Raw genomic sequence first — 16,769 nt, 5'->3', positions numbered from 1 at the left:
TCATGTCCATGCCTCCAGCGCCTTCTTCGCCACCGCGACATCGGAGAACGGCAGCCGCTCGTCGCTCACCTCCTGATAGTCCTCGTGGCCCTTGCCGGCGATCAGCACCACATCGCCCTGCTGCGCGCCGCCGATCGCCTCGAAGATGGCGCGCGCGCGATCCGCTTCGACGTGCGGCTTACCGCTTGTTCCGGCAAGGATGTCGTCGATGATGCGACGCGGTTCTTCATTGCGCGGGTTATCGCTGGTGACCCAGACCTCGTCCGCGCCCCGGGTGGCCGCCTGCCCCATCAACGGACGCTTGCCTTTGTCGCGGTTGCCGCCGCAGCCGAAGACGCAAATGAGGCGGCCGCCGCTGACGATTTCGCGCAGGGTGGCCAGCACCTTTTCCAGCGCATCGGGCGTGTGGGCATAGTCCACCACCACCAGCGGCTGCGCGTCGCCGCCGAGCGTCTGCATCCGCCCCGGTGGCGGGACGATGTGCGCCAATGCCCGGCAGGCGTCATCCAGTCTCACCTCTGATACCAGCAGGGCGGTGAGCACGGCCAGCAGGTTGGCGGCGTTGAAACGGCCCAGCAGCGGCACGTCGAGTTCGGCATCGCCCCAGTCGGTGTGCACGTGCAGATGCAGGCCGCTTTGCGACAGGTGCAGCTTTTCTCCCACCACGGCACCGCGCTGGAATCCATAGCCGGCAACGCGCGACGGCCGCGTTTCGCTTTCCAGTTGCCGGCCGAAGGCATCGTCGACGTTCAGCACGGCCCACTGCAGTCCCGGCCAGTTGAACAGGCGCGCCTTGGCATCGCCATAGCTGCCCATGTCGCCGTGATAATCGAGATGGTCGCGCGACAGGTTGGTCAGCACGGCAACATTGAGTCGGGTGCCATTGATCCGTCCTTGCGCAAGGCCATGCGACGACACCTCCATCGCACATCCCACTGCGCCCTGCTGCCGGTAGAGCGCAAGGCGCTGCTGCAATTCGACGGCGTCGGGCGTGGTGTTGAGTGCAGGCGTGAGCGCGCCGGGCTGGCCCCCGACAGGGGGAAAGCCGTTGCCGACGGTGCCGATGACGGCCGTTTTCCGCCCCAACTGTGAAAATGCCTGCGCCACCCAGTGCGCCACCGAGGTTTTGCCGTTGGTGCCGGTGACGCCGACCATATGCAATGCGCGCGAAGGTTCGCCATATATATGGGCGGCGATTTCGCCGATACGGGTCTTCAACCCGGCCACGCCCGCATTGGGAACGGCGAGCGCGGGATCCCACTGATAGTGGTCGGCCTCCCACAGCACGCCGTCGACGCGCTGCGCCACCGCCTGCGCAATGAAGTCGCGGCCATCGCGGGTTTCGCCTGGATAGGCGGCGAATACCGTGCCTGGAACGGCCTTGCGGCTGTCGTTGACGAGCGTATCGACCGTGATGCCAAGCCGTTCCAGGATATGCGGAACCGATTCCCGGATTGCCAGGGATGCCGGCACAACCGGGCCGGGCCGAGCGCCCTTCACGTTGTTCGTGTCCTTGAGGGTTCCCGCCATCACGCCCCCCCGTCCGTCCGCGCTGCCGCCGGCGTGTTCTGTGTCATCCGCGTCGCGGTTTCCGGGGCATCGGGCGGCAATGCCAGCTGGCGCAAACTGGCTGCCATGACCTGGGCGAACACCGGGCCGGCCACGCTGCCGCCGTAGTACACGCCGCCGGACGGCTCGTCGATTGCCACGCCGACGATGAGGCGCGGATTGGAGGCCGGCGCCATGCCGACGAAGGAAGACAGGTAGCGGTCGGACGCGTAGCGGCCATTGACGATTTTGTGCGCGGTGCCGGTTTTGCCTGCCACGCGATAACCCGGCACCCGGGTACGCGTCCCGGTGCCACCGTCCTGGGTGACCGTTTCCATCATGGCACGTACCTCACGCGCCACGCTTGCCGAGAACACCCGTTCGCCGACGATTTCTTGCGGCTCGCGTTTCAGGAACGACAGCGGCATCACTTCGCCATCGTTGGCAAATGCCATGTAGGCACGGCTCAATTGCAGCAGGCTCACCGAGAGGCCGTAGCCATAGGCCATGGTGGCGTGTTCGACCGGCTTCCAGGTGCCGGCGTCGCGCAGCCTGCCGGCTGTTTCGCCGGGAAAACCCGAGCCCGGCAGCTGGCCGAAGCCGGCACGATACAACACCTCCCAGTATTGCTGCGGCGTCAGCATCATCGCCATTTTGGCGGCGCCGACGTTGCTCGATTTCTGGATGATCTCGCTCACCGTCATCTGCGGGTGCGGATGCTCGTCGCGCACCAGCTTGGCGCCGACGCGCCAGGTTTGCGGCGTGTCGATCACGCTGTCCGGGTGAAGCAGACCGCGCTCCAGCACTGCCGCCGCGACGAACGGCTTGATGGTGGAGCCCGGCTCGAAGGTGTCGATCACCGCACGGTTGCGCATCGGCCCCGGCTGGTAATTGCGGCGGTTGTTGGGATTGAAGACCGGCTGGTTGGCCAGCGCGAGGATCTCGCCGGTCTTGGCGTCGAGCACCACCACGCTGCCGCCTTTGGCCTTGTGCGTGGCGATGGCGGCGGCGAGTTCGCGGTGCGCCAGGTATTGAATCTTGAGGTCGAGCGCCAGCGCCAGGTTGCCGCCCATCTGCGCGGTCTTGATCGGTGCCAGATCGCGGATGGTGTTGCCGCGGCGGTCGCGCAGAATCTGACGTTCGCCCGCGCGCCCTGCCAACCAGTCCTGATAGGCACGTTCAACGCCTTCCTGCCCGAGGTCGTCCACATTGGTGAAGCCCACCACATGCGCGGCCACTTCGCCCGCCGGGTAATAACGGCGGAATTCGCGCCGCAGATGCAGGCCGGGCGCCCCCATGGCGGCGATCTTGACCGCCTGTTCCGGGGTGACCGGGCGCTGCACGCTGAATTCACCGCGCGTCTTGCGCCTCAACTTTTCCGTCAGCGCCGGCACGGACAGACCCAGCACACGGGCCAGATACGCGTGCTGATCATCCGTCAGCCGGAGCTCGGCCTGGCGTGCCCACAGCGACTCGACCGGCGTGCTGATCGCCAGCAGCTGGCCGTGGCGGTCGGATACCTGGCCACGGTGCGCGGGCAGGGTGAGGTTGCGATTGGCCACCGCGTCGCCCTTGCCCTGCAGATAGTCGGTATTCAATCCCTGCAAATAAAACGCGCGTCCCGCCACCAGCACCAGCCCGGTGAGCAGCAGCCCGCTCACGGTCGCCATGCGCCAGGGTGCAAGGTTGAGCTTGAGCAGTTTGCGCGAGTGGTAATTCATGGTGTTCCCACCAGCGTTTCGACGTGTACCCGTTCCGGCGGCGCCGCCACCAGGCCAAGCCGGGTGCGCGCGAGCGCGTCCACCCGCGCCGGATTGGCCCAGGTACTCTGCTCCAGCTGCAGTTTCCCCCACTGCTCGTCGAGCATGCGTGCTTCTTTTTTCAAGCGTTCCAGTTCCACAAAATACGTACGCGCGCGGTGCTGTGCCTGGATCACGGCCAGTGCACACGCCACCAGCACCAGTGCCAGAATCACATTGAGACGGCTCATGCCGCTTCACCCACACGTTCCGCCACCCGCAACACGGCACTGCGTGCCCGCGGATTGGTTGCCACCTCAGTGTCGGTCGCATGGCGGGCACGGCCCTCCAGCTTCAGGCGGCCCGGTTTCAGCATGGCGGCCGGGATCGGCAGACGGCGGGGCGCCTGCTCCCCCAGCGCCTCGTCACGCATGAATCGCTTGACGATGCGATCTTCCAGCGAATGAAAGCTGATCACTGCGAGCCGCCCGCCGGGTTGTAGCCTGTCGACGCATTGCGGCAGCACGGCACTCAGTTCTTCCAGCTCGCGGTTGAGATAAATCCGTATAGCCTGGAAGCTGCGGGTCGCCGGATGTTGCCCCGGTTCGCGCTTTTTGACCGTCGCGGCGATGAGGTTCGCCAGCTGCCCGGTGCTGCGGATGGCCTCTGTTTGCCGTGCCGCAACAAGCGCGCGCGCAATCGATTTAGCAAACCGCTCTTCCCCGTAGGTGCGGATGACTTCACTGATCTCCCCCTCTGCCGCCGTCGCCAGCCAGTCCGCTGCCGACATCCCGCTGCCCGGATCCATGCGCATATCGAGCGGTGCATCGAAGCGAAAGCTGAATCCGCGCGTGGCGTCGTCGAGCTGTGGCGACGACACCCCGATGTCCAGCAAAATTCCATCCACCTGCGCCACACCCAGTTCGTCCAGCACGGCACCCAAGCGCGAAAACGCACGCTGCACCAGGGTCAGCCGCGCATCCCGCAGGGCCGCGCCGGCGCGGATGGCATCGGGATCGCGATCCAGCGCGATCAAGCGCCCGGCCGGCCCCAGCTGCGCCAGAATCAGCCGGCTGTGGCCGCCACGGCCGAAGGTGGCGTCGACGTACACGCCATCGGGCTTGATCCCCAGCGCCGCCACCGCCTCCTGTGCCAGCACCGGCACATGGGCGGACTCAATCACAACGTGAACCCCTCCAGTTCGGGCGGCAGCGCGTCATCGCTGAAGGTCAGCGCCTGAGCCACCTGGGCCTCCCAGCGCGACTCGTTCCACAATTCCACCTTGCTGCCCTGGCCCACCATCACCACGTTTTTATCCAGCTCGGCGAATTTGCGCAGCATCGGCGGCAGCAGCACACGGCCGGCACTATCCATGTCCATGTCGTGCGCGTAGCCGACGAGCAATTGTTTGAGACTGCGGGTACGGGGATTGAAGTCGGACAGGCCGTTGAGCTTTTTCTCAATCGGCTCCCATTCGGGCAGGGGGTAGAGCAGCAGGCACTGGCCGGGGTCGGCAGTAATCACTACGCGCCCGCCTCCATTCACCAGAAGGGCGTCGCGATAGCGCGCCGGCACCACGAGCCGGTTCTTGCTGTCCAGACAGACTGTTGCGACCCCCCGAAACATGCTTCCCCCGTTATTGAATTTGGCCGTGCTTGGACGGGCGCATTCTCCCACAACTTCCCACCAATCACCACTTGCACCCACTATAGGGGATAGTTTTGGGGGGGTCAAGCCAAGGAACGCAAAAAAACCCCTATGCCTCAATGACTTAGGGGTGGTTTTGGGTTGTGGATAAGTTTCTGGAAAAACCGATGCTTAGCCGCTTGTTTTGCTATTATTTTTAGAACAAAACGCTAAGTAATTGAATTGCATGAAAAGTGGGAAAGTCGACCGATAAGCCGGGTTCTGTCGTGGACAACCATTCCTCTAGGCCGGCCATTGCTGACCGGCTCCAGCCACCTACCCGCAGACTCGGCGAGCCGCGTCATCGTCTGCCTATTTGGTGTTGCTCCGGATGGAGGTTACCGCGTTTCACCGTAACTTAATACGCTCGTCTCTGTGGCCCTATTCCTCGCCTCGCGGCGTCCGGCCGTTAGCCGGCATCCTGCTCTGTGGAGCCCGGACTTTCCTCTCCCGTTCGTGCCCCCCGGGGAGGGCTCGCCTGGCAGCGGTTGCCTGATCGGCTTTCCCGCCTGAATTATAAAGCTTTAGCTTGACTGAAGCTGTTGACTTGCTTAGCTGAAGTCAAGCGGGCCGAGTGACGGCCGGCCATCAGGAGAACCATCATGAGAAAGCGGCTGTATTTCATGGTGCCGGACACCCTCAGTGCCCGACAAATCCGCGACGAACTCCTGCTTGCCCGCATCGAAGACGGCCACGTCCACGTCCTGGCCAGGGATGGCGTGCCGCTGGCGGGCCTGCACGAAGCCTCGATCCTGCAAAAAACCGATTTTGTCCACGGTGCCGAGACCGGGTTGGCGGTGGGCGGCGGCATCGGCATCGTCGCCGGGCTGGTAGCGGTGTTCTTTCCGCCTGCCGGCATTGATCTGCAACTCGTCACCATCCTGCTCACCGCCCTGGTTGGTGCCGCATTCGGCGCCTGGGTCGCCAGCATGGTCGCCAGCTCGATTCCCAACTCGCGGCTGAAAGCCTTCGAGTCGGCGATCGCGGATGGGCGCATTCTGATGATGGTGGATGTGCCGTCGGCACGGGTCGAGGAAATCAAAAAGCTGATCGCCGCGTACCACCCCGAAGCGATGAGTTCGGGGGTCGAGCCGACCATTCCGGCGTTCCCTTAAGAGGCTCCGGTCCACTGCGCCCCAAAGGCAGGCACGGGGCTGCATGCCTTGAAATGCCCGCACTCCCCGTGGCGGGCGTCCTACCCGGTTTTTTTATGCGGTGACACGCCAGCGAATGATTTCCCCCGCACGCAACGGCACCAGGGTTTCATCGCCCAGCTTCATCGACGCCGCCACCTCCCAGTTTTCACGTTTCAGGGTAAGGGTGTCGGTGTGGCGCGGCAGGCCGTAGAAATCGGCACCGTAAAAGCTGGCGAAGGCTTCGAGCCTGTCCAGTGCGCCCGCGTCGTCGAAGGCTTCGGCATAGAGTTCGATCGCGGCATGCGCGGAATAGATGCCGGCGCAGCCGCAGGCGCTTTCCTTGGCGCCCACCGCGTGCGGGGCGGAGTCGGTGCCGAGAAAGAACTTGGGGCTGCCGGAGATGGCTGCGGCGACCAGCGCCTGGCGATGCGCCTCGCGCTTCAGCACCGGCAAGCAGTACAAGTGCGGGCGGATGCCGCCCTTGAACATGGCGTTGCGGTTGTACAGCAGGTGATGCACGGTGAGGGTGGCGGCGACGTTGGCCGGCGCGGCGGCGACGAATTCGGCGGCCTGGCGCGTGGTGATGTGCTCCAGCACGATTTTCAGCCGGGGGAAATCGCGCAGCAGCGGAACCAGATGACGCTCGATGAACACCGCCTCGCGGTCGAACACATCGACCTCGGGGTCGACCACTTCGCCGTGCAGCAGCAAGGGCATGCCGGCCTCTTCCATCGCCGCGATCGCCTTGTAGGCACGGGACAGCTCGGTGACGCCGGAATCGGAATTGGTCGTCGCCCCGGCCGGGTAGTACTTCACCGCATGCACGAAACCGCTTGTCTGCGCACGACGGATTTCATCGGGCGTGGTGTTGTCGGTGAGATAGAGCGTCATCAGCGGCTCGAACGCCGTGCCGGCTGCGGCGGCCAGCAGGCGCTCGCGATAGGCGGACGCGTCGGCCACGTTCACCACCGGCGGCCGCAGATTGGGCATCGCGATGGCGCGGCCGAACACCCGCGCGGTGTCGGGCAGCACGCTCCGCATCGCAGCGCCGTCGCGGAAGTGGATGTGCCAGTCGTCGGGACGGGCAATGATAAGGGTGTCGGTCATGCGTCGGTCTGCGGTTTCAATGCCAGCGTCATTTTATAGAGTTCGGCCTTGCTGCGTCCGGTGATCTGCGCGGCAAGCTTGGCGGCCAGCGTCGGCGGCAGGGCCGCCAGCAGCACATCGAGCACCCGCATCGCTTCCGCATCGACCATCGCAGCTGCAGCCGCTGGCGGATGCACGACGACGACGAATTCGCCGCGCACATGATTAGGGTCGGCGGCAAGCCAGGCGGGGGCCTCGGCCAGCGGCAGGGTGACGATGCTCTCGAATTTCTTGGTCAGCTCGCGTGCCAGCGTCACCAGCCGGTTAGCGTCCAGCACCGCGGCCATGTCGGCCAGCGTTTCCTCGATGCGATGCGGTGCCTCGTAAAAAACCAGCGCGCACGGCAGGGGCGCGAGCGTTTGCAGCTGCGCCTGGCGCGCACCGGATTTGGGTGGCAGAAACCCATGGAACAGCCACGATCCCGACTCCACCCCGGCAACCGACAGGGCCGTGGTCACCGCGGCGGCGCCAGGAATCGGCATGACCTTCAACCCTGCCGCGCGCACCGCCGCCACCAGCCGCGCGCCGGGGTCGGACACCGCCGGAGTGCCTGCATCCGATACGTAGGCGACCGCATCGCCGGCCGCAATCCATGCGATCACCTTGTCGGCGGCTGCCCGTTCGTTGTGTTCGCGGACGGAGACCAGGGGCTTGGAAATATTGAAATGCGCCAGCAACTGCCCCGACACCCGGGTGTCTTCCGCCGCCACGCGGTCCACGCGCTGCAATATGTCGAGCGCCCGCAAGGTGATGTCGCCAAGGTTGCCGATGGGCGTGGCGACCACATAAAGCGCAGGCAGCAGGGGGGTATGATGGGACGTCTCGTTCATGTGCCGCCATTGTCGCAGATGTTGAAAACCCTGCTCGGACAATCCGCCGAAACGCGTGCCGAAGCCTTCCTGCAAACGCATGGCCTGAAGCTGCTGGCTCGCAACTGGCGCTGTCGCTTCGGAGAAATCGATCTCATCATGCGGGATGGCGCCACGCTGGTGTTCGTCGAAGTGCGGCTGCGCAGCAGCGCCGACTTTGGGGGTGCGGCCGCCAGCGTCACGGCGACCAAGCAGCGTAAACTGCTCGCCACTGCGCGGCAGTACCTAACCACGCTAAAAACACTGCCGCCGTGCCGTTTCGACGTGGTGGCGCTGTCCGGCAGCGCCCCGCCCGAATGGATCATGAACGCCTTCGACGATGTGGGATAATTCCGGCCGACCATGCCTTTACACGACAGAATTCTCGGCCATTTCCAGGCCTCGGCGCAGACCGCGCGGGAGGCTGCCGCAACGCTTGCGCCGGCGATCGAACAAGCCGCGCGCCACATGGTGCACTGCCTCGCCCAGGGCGGGAAGATCCTCGCCTGCGGCAACGGCGGCGCGGCGGCAGATGCGCAGCATTTCGCTTCCACGATGATCAACCGTTTCGAACAGGAGCGCCCGGGGCTGGCAGCGATTGCGCTCACCACCGATACGTCGACCCTGACCTCGATCGCCACCGACCATGCCTACGATCAGGTGTTTGCGCGGCAGGTGAAAGCGCTGGGCCAGCCAGGCGATCTGCTGCTGGCCATCTCGACCAGCGGCAATTCGCCCAGCGTATTGCAGGCGGTGGCCGCCGCCCGTACGCGCAGCATGCCGGTGATTGCCTTGACCGGCGGCAGCGGCGGTGGCCTGGCGGAACAAATGCAGGATGACGACGTCTTTCTGTGCGTGCCTGCCGAATCCACGGCGCGCATTCTGGAAATCCATCTGCTGGTCATCCATTGCCTGTGCGATGCGGTGGACAGCGTTTTACTAGGAGTCGAGGAATGAACAAACTGATTTATGGCGCGCTGCTGGGTGTGGCGCTGGCGCAATTGCACGGATGTGCGGCCGTGGCCGTGGGTGGCGCCGCCACTGGTGCGGCGGCCGCCACCGACCGCCGCACCACCGGCGTATTCGTCGCCGACCAGGAAATCGAATTGCGCGCAATGAACCGTCTGCGCGAAGCCCTGCCGGAAAAAACCGGAAAGATCTCCGTGACCAGCTACAACCGCCAGGTGCTGCTCACCGGCCAGGTACCGGACGAGTCGATCCGCGCGCGCGCCGCCGACATCGTCAAGGACGTACCCGACGTGCGCACGGTATTCAACGAACTCAGTGTCTCCGGCGTGACCTCGCTCACCTCGCGGGCCAACGACACCGCTGTCACCGGTAACGTCAAGACGCGCCTGTTGCGAGACGAGCGCGTGCCCGGAACCAAGATCAAGGTGGTGACCGAATCCGGCGTGGTCTACCTGATGGGGTTGCTGAACCAGGCTGAAGCCGGCATTGCCACCGAAATCGCACGCACCACGTCGGGCGTGACCAAGGTCGTCACCCTGTTCGAATATATCAACTGATGCCCCTGCCCGCGTTCGCCGCGCGCGCGGCCCGGCAGCGTGCCCCCGTGATCGGCCGCCCATGATCTACCGCGACCTGCGCGATTTCATTGCGCAACTCGAAAGCATGGGCGAGCTGAAACGTATTGCCGTCGAAGTCGACCCCAAACTGGAAATGACCGAAATCGCCGATCGCGTACTGCGCGCCGGCGGCCCGGCGCTCCTGTTCGAGCACCCCAAGGGGCATTCCATGCCGGTGCTGGCGAACCTGTTCGGCACGGTCAAGCGGGTGGCGCTGGGGATGGGCGAGGACGATCCGGCGCGGCTGCGTGAAGTCGGCAGACTGCTCGCCTACCTGAAGGAACCGGAGCCGCCGAAAGGGCTGCGCGATGCCTGGGACAAATGGCCGGTGCTGAAGCAGGTCATGAACATGGCGCCGAAGGAAGTGAAGAGTGCACCGTGCCAGGGGGTGGTGTGGGAGGGCGCCGATGTCGATTTGAGCCGCCTGCCGATCCAGCACTGCTGGCCGGGCGACGTGGCGCCGCTGATCACCTGGGGGCTCACCGTCACCCGTGGCCCGCACAAGAAGCGCCAGAACCTCGGCATCTACCGCCAGCAGGTGATCGCCCCGAACAAGGTGATCATGCGCTGGCTCGCGCATCGCGGCGGCGCGCTGGATTTTCGCGAGCATCAGCTGGCACATCCGGGCGAGCCGTTTCCGCTGGCCGTCGCGCTCGGTGCCGATCCCGCGACCATCCTCGGTGCAGTGACGCCGGTGCCGGACTCGCTCTCCGAATACCAGTTCGCGGGCTTGCTGCGCGGCGCCAAGACCGAAGTGGTGCAATGCCTCGGCAACGACCTGCAGGTGCCGGCGTCCGCCGAGGTTGTACTGGAAGGCGTGATCCATCCGGATGAAACCGCGCTCGAGGGACCGTACGGCGACCACACCGGCTACTACAACGAACAGGAAACCTTCCCGGTGTTCACCATCGAGCGCATCACGATGCGGCGCGATCCGATCTACCACAGCACCTACACCGGCAAGCCGCCGGACGAACCGGCGATCCTCGGCGTCGCGCTCAACGAGGTGTTCGTGCCGCTCTTGCAGAAGCAGTTTCCTGAAATCACCGATTTCTACCTGCCGCCCGAGGGCTGCTCCTACCGCATGGCGGTAGTGTCGATGAAAAAGGCCTACCCCGGCCACGCCAAGCGCGTGATGTTCGGCGTGTGGAGTTTTCTGCGGCAGTTCATGTACACCAAGTTCATTCTCGTCACCGACGACGACGTCGACGTACGCGACTGGAAGGAAGTCATGTGGGCGCTCACCACCCGCGTCGACCCGGCACGCGACACCCTGCTGGTGGAAAACACGCCGATCGATTACCTCGACTTCGCCAGCCCCGTCTCCGGGCTCGGCAGCAAGATGGGCATCGACGCTACCAACAAGTGGCCGGGCGAGACGGCACGCGAATGGGGCACGCCTATCGTGATGGATGCGGCGGTGAAAGCGCGCGTCGACGCGCTGTGGCACGAGCTGGGCGTATAAGGGACGGCAGTGATGACCGACAAGCCCGCCGGCAGGCGCACCTGTCTCTACAACACGGATCAGCTCGACGCCATCGTCGACGACATGGCGCGTCAGGCCGCCGGCCTGCTGACCGGACGCACCCGGATTGCCATCGTCGGCATTCTGCGACGCGGCGCGCCGCTCGCCGACCGGCTGCAGACCCGGCTGGTCGAGATCTACGGACTGGCTGGCTGCGTGCGGCTTGATCTCATGATCAAGCGCTACGCTGACGACCTCACCCTGCTCTATCCGGCAACGCAGCTGACCGAAAATCCAGCCCACGCCAGCCTCGACCTCGCCGGCCACACGGTACTGGTGGTGGACGACGTCATGTATAGCGGGCATTCCCTGCTGCGCGCGGTGGAATATCTCGCCTGCAGGCAGCCGGAAGAAATCCGCACCGTGGTGCTGGTGGACCGCGGCGCAGCGAAACTACCGGTACGCACGGACATCGTCGGCGTGCGTCTCGACGTCGCCCCCTCGGACATCATTGAATGCAACGTCCCGCCGTACGAGGCGAGCTTCAGGATCGACCTGCTGCAGCCCGCATGACGCCGCCTTCCGTCAGAGTGAATTTCAGCGCCGTGAACTATGATTCGAAGCGTGGCCCATGCCGCCATTTTCAACCTTTGGAGAGAGATCATGAATAAATCCATGCTGGCTGGTGTGATAGCTGGTGCCATTGCCGTCACCGCGATTGGCGGTGTGGCCGGGTACAAGGTTCTCAACCCGAAGCCGGAATTCGCCGACGTGCTGGCGGTCGAGCCGGTCACCGAAACCAACAGAACGCCGCGGCAGGTTTGCAACGACGTGGTTGTCAACGAACAGGCGCCGATCAAGGATCCCAACCGCATTGCCGGCACCGCGCTCGGCGCGGTCGCAGGCGGCCTCCTCGGCAGCCAGATAGGCGGCGGCAAGGGGCGCACGGTCGCCACCGTCGCCGGTGCCGCCGCCGGCGGCTACGCCGGCCACCAGGTACAGAAAGGGATGCAGGAAAAAGACACGACCAGCCGCACCGAAACGCGCTGCAAGACCGTCTACGATTCGCGCACCAAAACCGTGGCCTATGACGTGCGCTACCGTCTGGGCAAGGAAGAAGGCCAGGTACGCATGGACCACCAGCCCGGTGCGCGCATTCCAGTGAAGGACGGGCAACTGCAGCTCAGCGCGCCTGCAGCGCCCTGAACCTGGCGGGTGAGCGGTCAGCCGCGCTCGGACGGCCAGGCGGTGAGCGTCGCTTCCCAGTCGTCCGGCGGCGCAGCCTGCCCCAGCCGCACGATGCGCCCCACTTCGTTCTCGTACCAGCCGTAATCCTGCCTGTTGGGCTCGGCTTCATACCCCCACCAGGCACCGTCGGCATCCTGCGCCAGCCATCTCACCCACTCGGGCACCTTATCGAAGTTCATCGTCGTCCCCGCACCGGCGGCAGCCCAGGATGCTGAAGTAGCGCAGATACAGCCACAACGCGCCCGGCAACAGCGACAGCCGCAACCATTCCACCGCCGTGTCCGGCCAATGTCGCGCCTGCCAGGCATCCACGGCTACCGGCAACGACTGGAACAGCGCCAGCAGCACCAGAAACAGCCCCATCGCGCGGCAACCGGGAATCATTGCGCCGTCCCGCTGGCTGCCTCGCCGGATTGAACCCACTCCAGCAGTGCGCGTTGCGCTGCTTCGCTGCGGCGCGCATTGACGTGGTTGACCAGCATCACGAAACTGACGCGCCCGCCGCTGGCGGTAAATACGTATCCTGCCAAAGCACTGACGTCACGCAGGGTACCGGTTTTCAGGTGCGCGCTGCCGGCGAGCGAGCTGCCATTGAAGCGGCGCTTCAGCGTGCCGTCGATGGCGACGATCGGCAGCGACGACTCGAATTCGGCGGACAACGGACTGTGGCTGGCTGCGCGCAACAGCTGGTTCAACGCGCCCGCGCTGATGCGCTCGATGCGCGACAGGCCGGCGCCGTTTTCCAGCACCAGCTTGGCGGTCGCAATCCCCCGCCGCTCCAGAATTTCGCGCACCGCCCGCGCACCCTTGTCCAGCGTCGCGGGCGCGCCATAGGCTTCCGCGCCCAGCGTCAGGAACAGGTTGCGCGCCATCAGGTTATTGGAATACTTGTTCAGGCGGGTGAGTGCATCGGCCAGCGGCTCCGAGGCGAATCTCAGCAGCGGGGCCGCATCGGGCGGCAGACCCGGCACCGTCGCGCCGCCCAGCGTGCCGCCCGCTTCCGCCCACAGCCCGCGGAAAATGACATCGAACGTGACCGCCGGTTCGAACAAATTCAGCGACAAGGCCTGCTCGCCACAACCGCGTGCGTATTGTCCGCGCAGCACCAGCGTGGGGCGCTCGCCCGCGGCAATCGATGGCGTGACCGTGTCCTTCCAGCCATTGCATGCCGCGCGTTCCTCCAGCACCAGCTGCGAAATCAGTGTCACGCCCGGCAATGCGATATCCGGCACGATCGACACGTCGCGCGCGCCCGGCTTCAGGCGCAGTGTCGTCGCGTTGAAGTTGGCCACCAGCGGCCCCGGCGCGGCGTTGTACAAGGCCAGCGGCTCGCCGTCGAACGCGCCGGGATCCATCGCCGGTACTTCGAAGTGGCTGAGGTCGAGCACCAGATTGCCGCGGATATGGCGCACCCCGCGTGCGCGCAGCTCGCGCTGCAGCAACCACATGCGCTCAAGCGTCAGGGTCGGATCGCCATATCCCTTGACGACGAGATCGCCCGCCAGAACGCCGTCCACGATGGGGCCGTCCGCCCAGACATCGGTCGCCCACACATATTCCGGACCCAGCCGATCGAGTGCCGCGAAGCTCGTCACCAGCTTCATCACCGAAGCCGGATTCAGCGCCGCATCGGCATTGTGGCTGAGCACGGGTTGCGCCGCCTCCAGCGGCTGCACCACCACCGCCACATGATCGAGCGGAATGGCGGCCTGCTTCAGCGCGCTGGTGAAAGCGAGGGGCAGTTCGGCGGCAGCGGCAGAAACAACAAGGCCTGCAAACAGCAGGCCGGCGAAAAAACGGAAGACGATTCGGACAGATGGCATCCCGCCATTATGCCGAATTCCGCTGTGCAGTTTTACGCCGCGCGGCGGCAGGGGCGTCCGCAGCTTATTCGGCGACCCGCATCCTGCCAAGCTCTTTCCGGGTAAGCTCGTCGAAGTGCTTCAGCACCCAGCCCTTCTCGCCAACCCAGGCCTTGAACAAGGCCAGATTTTTCTGCCGCTCCAGTTCATCGGCGCCCAGGTTCCGATACATGTTCCCGGGCTTGCCGTCCTTGGTGTTGCTTCCATCGTCCAGTCGGCGCATCAGGGCGCCACTGTCCGGCCATCCGACGAAGGCCACCAGGTTGGCGTAGGTATCCATGCGCGGGCCGCGGTTGAGTTCCTTGTACTTGTCCTTGTTTTCGTCGAATTCGGCCAGATAAGGGGCGCCTTCACCGTGGCAGGCCATGCACTTCTGCTCCCATAGTGGGCGGATGTCCTTACGGTAAGTCACGTCATCGTCGTCATCGGCCAGGGCGGCACCACAGAGCAGCAGCATGAAAAGAGATAAGGAAGAGGCAGGTTTCACGGTCGTCTCCTTGCTTATGGATAAATCCCGGCGAGCCGGGTCGCTTTTCGTTTCCGGTCTGGGCACGTGCTGCTTACAGGGATTGCCTGATGGCCAGCACTGCCTGGTTGCGCAGCGACTTGAGCAGGGCCAGTTCTTTCTCGGGGATCATGATACCGCCGGGATCAGGCTGATCGGCGTAGATCAGGCCGATCGGCTTGCCTCTCACGATGATCGGGAACAACACGAACGTGCGCGCCGGAACATGCTGCCGGTACCACGCCGGAATCCGCGTCGCGATTTTAGGGTCGTCGATGTCGGTAATGAGGATGTCGGCATTGTTCTGGAGCGCGACGAGAAACACATCCGGCTGCCCCGCCAGGGAGAAATCGAATGCCTTGATCAGGTCCTGCACGTCGTCGCCGAAACCGAATTTCCCGCGCAGGGTGTTTTGACGGCCATCCTTGATGCACAGCACCACATGCGCGAAACCCATGCCGCTATACATGGCCTCAAGGATCATGCGCAAAATATCGTTGATTGAAATAGCGTCGTCGATCAGCGAATTGCCGACATCCTGCAGGCCCGAAGTGAGGATGGACTGAATTTCCTCACTGCTGCGCTGCGGCTTGCCGCCATCCCCGCCGGGTGCCGAATCGAGGATCGCGGCGTATTCGTGAAGCACGCTGCCGCCCAACTCGGTCTCGATGGCGGGCACGCCGTTCTGCGGTGCCGCCTCCGCTTCCGGCGCAGGCGGCACCGCAGCCATCCCGGCCCATTTCGACGCTTGCTGCGCGAAAACGCTGTGTTTCAGGTTCACATTCACCGCCAGGGCGAACTGGGCGATATCCTGCATGGATTTTTCCATCACCCCGGAAAGCTGTTTCTCCGTCACCGGCAAGGTGGCGGAGAAACGCGCCGTGAGCCGGGCCAGGGCCTTGCCGCGATCGGCATCGGGCGTGCCGAGGATGATCTCGCACAATTCATTGGAAAAGCTCGCCAGCACGCGCAGCCGGTCGGTATTGCCCGCGCATGGATTAAGCGTTCCTCCCGGCAGTTTTTTCATGCTCTGCACCAACTGATCCGGAAAGCCCCAGCTCCTGGCTATGCCCATCCCCAGATTCTCGAACGACACGCCCAGCACCTCGGTCGAGACCCGAACCTCGTCGTGGCCCTCGGCATCGACCCGCTGCCGGATCGCCGCCGTCTCCGCCGGGAAGTAGAACATCGCCAGCATGCGCCCCAGCTTGTGCAGCATGGCGCTGATAAACGCTTCCTCCACATCCTTCACCTGCGCCTTGTCCGCCATCTCGCGCGCCAGCATGCCGGCGTACAGCACCTTGACGAACTCCTCCTTCAGCTGCTGCGCGTGCGCCTTGTTCTCCAGGTTGTCGAACAGGATCAGGCTCAAGGCGATCGAGCGCACCGCGTCGAAACCGAGAATCACCACCGCGCGTGAAATGGTGCTGATCGCCCCCCCGCCGACCTGGTTGTAGAACGCCACATTGGCCAGCCGCAACAGCTTATTGGTCAGCGCAAAATCCTTGAGAATATTGTTGGATAGCGCGCCGACGCCCTCCCTGTCCGAAGAGGCGATGCGGTTGATGGCGCCGATAGCCTCGGACAGGGCGGGAAAATCGCTTTCGGTACGCATGCGCCGCAGCAGGACATTCAGTGCGCTTTGCCTGACATCACCGTCCGCTGCCGGGTAATCGTCAAGCCTGGTCATTTTTTGGTTCCTATCCGACACGCTGTTTTTTGTTTTGAACATGAGCCCGGGCCACGAGCCCGGCGAGCATCAGGGGATCGCATTGCCGTCCCCGGTAGAGGAATCGGCGCCCGAGCGGATTTATCCAGAGGACTGCGGTTTTTATTTAATCCTCGCCGGCCCCTTCAGATTGAGGCCGGGCGGTCCACTGTCCGAAGCCGGATACGGCGTAGATGCGGCCCATGCCGAATAGTAGCAATGTAACGGGCGCGGGCCCGTGCGCCCGGTTTCCAGACGAGGTATTCTTGAATCCATCTTAATTATTCCAAGG

At 64.5% G+C, this 16,769-nt stretch carries 19 protein-coding genes and 1 other RNA gene; 7 read left to right on the top strand and 13 right to left on the bottom strand.

Annotation, left to right across the window (positions count from 1 at the left end; all coding sequences use genetic code 11):
* The 6 genes from B059_RS0103195 to rnpB all read right to left on the bottom strand — a co-directional run bounded on the left by B059_RS0103195 (nucleotide 1) and on the right by rnpB (nucleotide 5,477).
* On the bottom strand, nucleotides 1-1,530 hold the full coding sequence (locus B059_RS0103195) for a UDP-N-acetylmuramoyl-L-alanyl-D-glutamate--2,6-diaminopimelate ligase (RefSeq protein ID WP_018076800.1): 1,530 nt from the start codon (nucleotides 1,528-1,530) through the stop codon (nucleotides 1-3).
* Entirely contained in the window at nucleotides 1,530-3,269 is a 1,740-nt protein-coding gene (locus tag B059_RS0103190) for a peptidoglycan D,D-transpeptidase FtsI family protein (protein WP_018076799.1), read from the bottom strand. Before B059_RS0103190 ends, B059_RS0103195 begins: the two co-directional genes overlap by 1 nt.
* Complete coding sequence (ftsL, locus tag B059_RS0103185) at nucleotides 3,266-3,538, bottom strand: cell division protein FtsL (RefSeq protein WP_018076798.1); 273 nt, start codon at nucleotides 3,536-3,538, stop codon at nucleotides 3,266-3,268. Before ftsL ends, B059_RS0103190 begins: the two co-directional genes overlap by 4 nt.
* Nucleotides 3,535-4,467, bottom strand: a complete 933-nt coding sequence (gene rsmH, locus B059_RS0103180) for a 16S rRNA (cytosine(1402)-N(4))-methyltransferase RsmH (RefSeq protein ID WP_026177276.1) — start codon at nucleotides 4,465-4,467, stop codon at nucleotides 3,535-3,537. Before rsmH ends, ftsL begins: the two co-directional genes overlap by 4 nt.
* On the bottom strand, nucleotides 4,467-4,913 hold the full coding sequence (mraZ, locus tag B059_RS0103175) for a division/cell wall cluster transcriptional repressor MraZ (protein WP_018076796.1): 447 nt from the start codon (nucleotides 4,911-4,913) through the stop codon (nucleotides 4,467-4,469). The genes rsmH and mraZ overlap by 1 nt, the downstream gene beginning before the upstream one ends.
* Before the next feature lie 255 nt (nucleotides 4,914-5,168).
* Nucleotides 5,169-5,477, bottom strand: an RNA gene (gene rnpB / locus B059_RS19865) — RNase P RNA component class A.
* Nucleotides 5,478-5,575: 98 nt separating this feature from the next.
* Between rnpB and B059_RS0103170 the strand changes: the two genes are divergently transcribed.
* On the top strand, nucleotides 5,576-6,088 hold the full coding sequence (locus B059_RS0103170) for a hypothetical protein (protein ID WP_018076795.1): 513 nt from the start codon (nucleotides 5,576-5,578) through the stop codon (nucleotides 6,086-6,088).
* 93 nt (nucleotides 6,089-6,181) lie between these two features.
* Here the strand turns inward: B059_RS0103170 and pyrC are convergent, their stop codons facing one another.
* On the bottom strand, nucleotides 6,182-7,216 hold the full coding sequence (pyrC, locus tag B059_RS0103165; protein ID WP_018076794.1) for a dihydroorotase: 1,035 nt from the start codon (nucleotides 7,214-7,216) through the stop codon (nucleotides 6,182-6,184).
* On the bottom strand, nucleotides 7,213-8,085 hold the full coding sequence (gene rsmI / locus B059_RS0103160; protein ID WP_018076793.1) for a 16S rRNA (cytidine(1402)-2'-O)-methyltransferase: 873 nt from the start codon (nucleotides 8,083-8,085) through the stop codon (nucleotides 7,213-7,215). Before rsmI ends, pyrC begins: the two co-directional genes overlap by 4 nt.
* Between rsmI and B059_RS0103155 the strand changes: the two genes are divergently transcribed.
* The 6 genes from B059_RS0103155 (at nucleotide 8,065) to B059_RS0103130 (ending at nucleotide 12,360) form a co-directional block, all read left to right on the top strand.
* Nucleotides 8,065-8,454 (top strand): YraN family protein, encoded by a 390-nt coding sequence (locus B059_RS0103155; RefSeq protein WP_419184829.1) that lies wholly within the window; start codon nucleotides 8,065-8,067, stop codon nucleotides 8,452-8,454. The two genes, rsmI and B059_RS0103155, sit on opposite strands and share 21 nt — an antisense overlap.
* A 12-nt stretch (nucleotides 8,455-8,466) precedes the next feature.
* On the top strand, nucleotides 8,467-9,060 hold the full coding sequence (locus B059_RS0103150) for a phosphoheptose isomerase (protein ID WP_018076791.1): 594 nt from the start codon (nucleotides 8,467-8,469) through the stop codon (nucleotides 9,058-9,060).
* On the top strand, nucleotides 9,057-9,629 hold the full coding sequence (locus B059_RS0103145) for a BON domain-containing protein (RefSeq protein WP_018076790.1): 573 nt from the start codon (nucleotides 9,057-9,059) through the stop codon (nucleotides 9,627-9,629). Before B059_RS0103150 ends, B059_RS0103145 begins: the two co-directional genes overlap by 4 nt.
* Before the next feature lie 61 nt (nucleotides 9,630-9,690).
* Nucleotides 9,691-11,154 carry a 4-hydroxy-3-polyprenylbenzoate decarboxylase gene (ubiD, locus tag B059_RS0103140; RefSeq protein ID WP_018076789.1) on the top strand — a complete coding sequence of 488 codons (1,464 nt, stop codon included), beginning with the start codon at nucleotides 9,691-9,693 and terminating at the stop codon, nucleotides 11,152-11,154.
* Nucleotides 11,155-11,166: 12 nt separating this feature from the next.
* Complete coding sequence (locus B059_RS0103135; protein ID WP_018076788.1) at nucleotides 11,167-11,727, top strand: bifunctional pyr operon transcriptional regulator/uracil phosphoribosyltransferase PyrR; 561 nt, start codon at nucleotides 11,167-11,169, stop codon at nucleotides 11,725-11,727.
* Nucleotides 11,728-11,817: 90 nt separating this feature from the next.
* Nucleotides 11,818-12,360 (top strand): glycine zipper 2TM domain-containing protein, encoded by a 543-nt coding sequence (locus tag B059_RS0103130; RefSeq protein WP_026177274.1) that lies wholly within the window; start codon nucleotides 11,818-11,820, stop codon nucleotides 12,358-12,360.
* Between the two features lie 17 nt (nucleotides 12,361-12,377).
* Here B059_RS0103130 and B059_RS0103125 read toward each other — a convergent pair whose 3' ends face one another.
* The 5 genes from B059_RS0103125 to B059_RS0103105 all read right to left on the bottom strand — a co-directional run bounded on the left by B059_RS0103125 (nucleotide 12,378) and on the right by B059_RS0103105 (nucleotide 16,459).
* Entirely contained in the window at nucleotides 12,378-12,581 is a 204-nt protein-coding gene (locus tag B059_RS0103125) for a hypothetical protein (protein ID WP_018076786.1), read from the bottom strand.
* Complete coding sequence (locus tag B059_RS0103120; RefSeq protein WP_157273592.1) at nucleotides 12,568-12,786, bottom strand: hypothetical protein; 219 nt, start codon at nucleotides 12,784-12,786, stop codon at nucleotides 12,568-12,570. Before B059_RS0103120 ends, B059_RS0103125 begins: the two co-directional genes overlap by 14 nt.
* A complete protein-coding gene (gene dacB, locus B059_RS0103115; protein WP_018076784.1) occupies nucleotides 12,783-14,225 on the bottom strand; it encodes a D-alanyl-D-alanine carboxypeptidase/D-alanyl-D-alanine endopeptidase in 1,443 nt (480 codons plus the stop codon). Before dacB ends, B059_RS0103120 begins: the two co-directional genes overlap by 4 nt.
* 64 nt (nucleotides 14,226-14,289) lie before the next feature.
* Complete coding sequence (locus B059_RS0103110; RefSeq protein WP_026177273.1) at nucleotides 14,290-14,751, bottom strand: hypothetical protein; 462 nt, start codon at nucleotides 14,749-14,751, stop codon at nucleotides 14,290-14,292.
* 73 nt (nucleotides 14,752-14,824) lie between these two features.
* Nucleotides 14,825-16,459, bottom strand: a complete 1,635-nt coding sequence (locus B059_RS0103105; RefSeq protein ID WP_018076782.1) for an HDOD domain-containing protein — start codon at nucleotides 16,457-16,459, stop codon at nucleotides 14,825-14,827.
* Between the last annotated feature and the right edge of the window lie 310 nt (nucleotides 16,460-16,769).

Source organism: Thiobacillus denitrificans DSM 12475 (assembly GCF_000376425.1).
GTDB lineage: Bacteria > Pseudomonadota > Gammaproteobacteria > Burkholderiales > Thiobacillaceae > Thiobacillus > Thiobacillus denitrificans.
This window is presented reverse-complemented; position numbering and strand designations above follow the sequence as displayed.

What these genes read in the sequence shown, in the direction of transcription:
- B059_RS0103195 (WP_018076800.1), bottom strand. Translation starts at nt 1,530, where the DNA reads ATGGCGGGAACCCTCAAGGACACGAACAACGTGAAGGGCGCTCGGCCC.
- B059_RS0103190 (WP_018076799.1), bottom strand. Translation starts at nt 3,269, where the DNA reads ATGAATTACCACTCGCGCAAACTGCTCAAGCTCAACCTTGCACCCTGG.
- ftsL (WP_018076798.1), bottom strand. Translation starts at nt 3,538, where the DNA reads ATGAGCCGTCTCAATGTGATTCTGGCACTGGTGCTGGTGGCGTGTGCA.
- mraZ (WP_018076796.1), bottom strand. Translation starts at nt 4,913, where the DNA reads ATGTTTCGGGGGGTCGCAACAGTCTGTCTGGACAGCAAGAACCGGCTC.
- B059_RS0103170 (WP_018076795.1), top strand. Translation starts at nt 5,576, where the DNA reads ATGAGAAAGCGGCTGTATTTCATGGTGCCGGACACCCTCAGTGCCCGA.
- pyrC (WP_018076794.1), bottom strand. Translation starts at nt 7,216, where the DNA reads ATGACCGACACCCTTATCATTGCCCGTCCCGACGACTGGCACATCCAC.
- B059_RS0103155 (WP_419184829.1), top strand. Translation starts at nt 8,065, where the DNA reads ATGATGGGACGTCTCGTTCATGTGCCGCCATTGTCGCAGATGTTGAAA.
- rsmI (WP_018076793.1), bottom strand. Translation starts at nt 8,085, where the DNA reads ATGAACGAGACGTCCCATCATACCCCCCTGCTGCCTGCGCTTTATGTG.
- B059_RS0103150 (WP_018076791.1), top strand. Translation starts at nt 8,467, where the DNA reads ATGCCTTTACACGACAGAATTCTCGGCCATTTCCAGGCCTCGGCGCAG.
- B059_RS0103145 (WP_018076790.1), top strand. Translation starts at nt 9,057, where the DNA reads ATGAACAAACTGATTTATGGCGCGCTGCTGGGTGTGGCGCTGGCGCAA.
- ubiD (WP_018076789.1), top strand. Translation starts at nt 9,691, where the DNA reads ATGATCTACCGCGACCTGCGCGATTTCATTGCGCAACTCGAAAGCATG.
- B059_RS0103135 (WP_018076788.1), top strand. Translation starts at nt 11,167, where the DNA reads ATGACCGACAAGCCCGCCGGCAGGCGCACCTGTCTCTACAACACGGAT.
- B059_RS0103130 (WP_026177274.1), top strand. Translation starts at nt 11,818, where the DNA reads ATGAATAAATCCATGCTGGCTGGTGTGATAGCTGGTGCCATTGCCGTC.
- B059_RS0103125 (WP_018076786.1), bottom strand. Translation starts at nt 12,581, where the DNA reads ATGAACTTCGATAAGGTGCCCGAGTGGGTGAGATGGCTGGCGCAGGAT.
- B059_RS0103120 (WP_157273592.1), bottom strand. Translation starts at nt 12,786, where the DNA reads ATGATTCCCGGTTGCCGCGCGATGGGGCTGTTTCTGGTGCTGCTGGCG.
- dacB (WP_018076784.1), bottom strand. Translation starts at nt 14,225, where the DNA reads ATGCCATCTGTCCGAATCGTCTTCCGTTTTTTCGCCGGCCTGCTGTTT.
- B059_RS0103105 (WP_018076782.1), bottom strand. Translation starts at nt 16,459, where the DNA reads ATGACCAGGCTTGACGATTACCCGGCAGCGGACGGTGATGTCAGGCAA.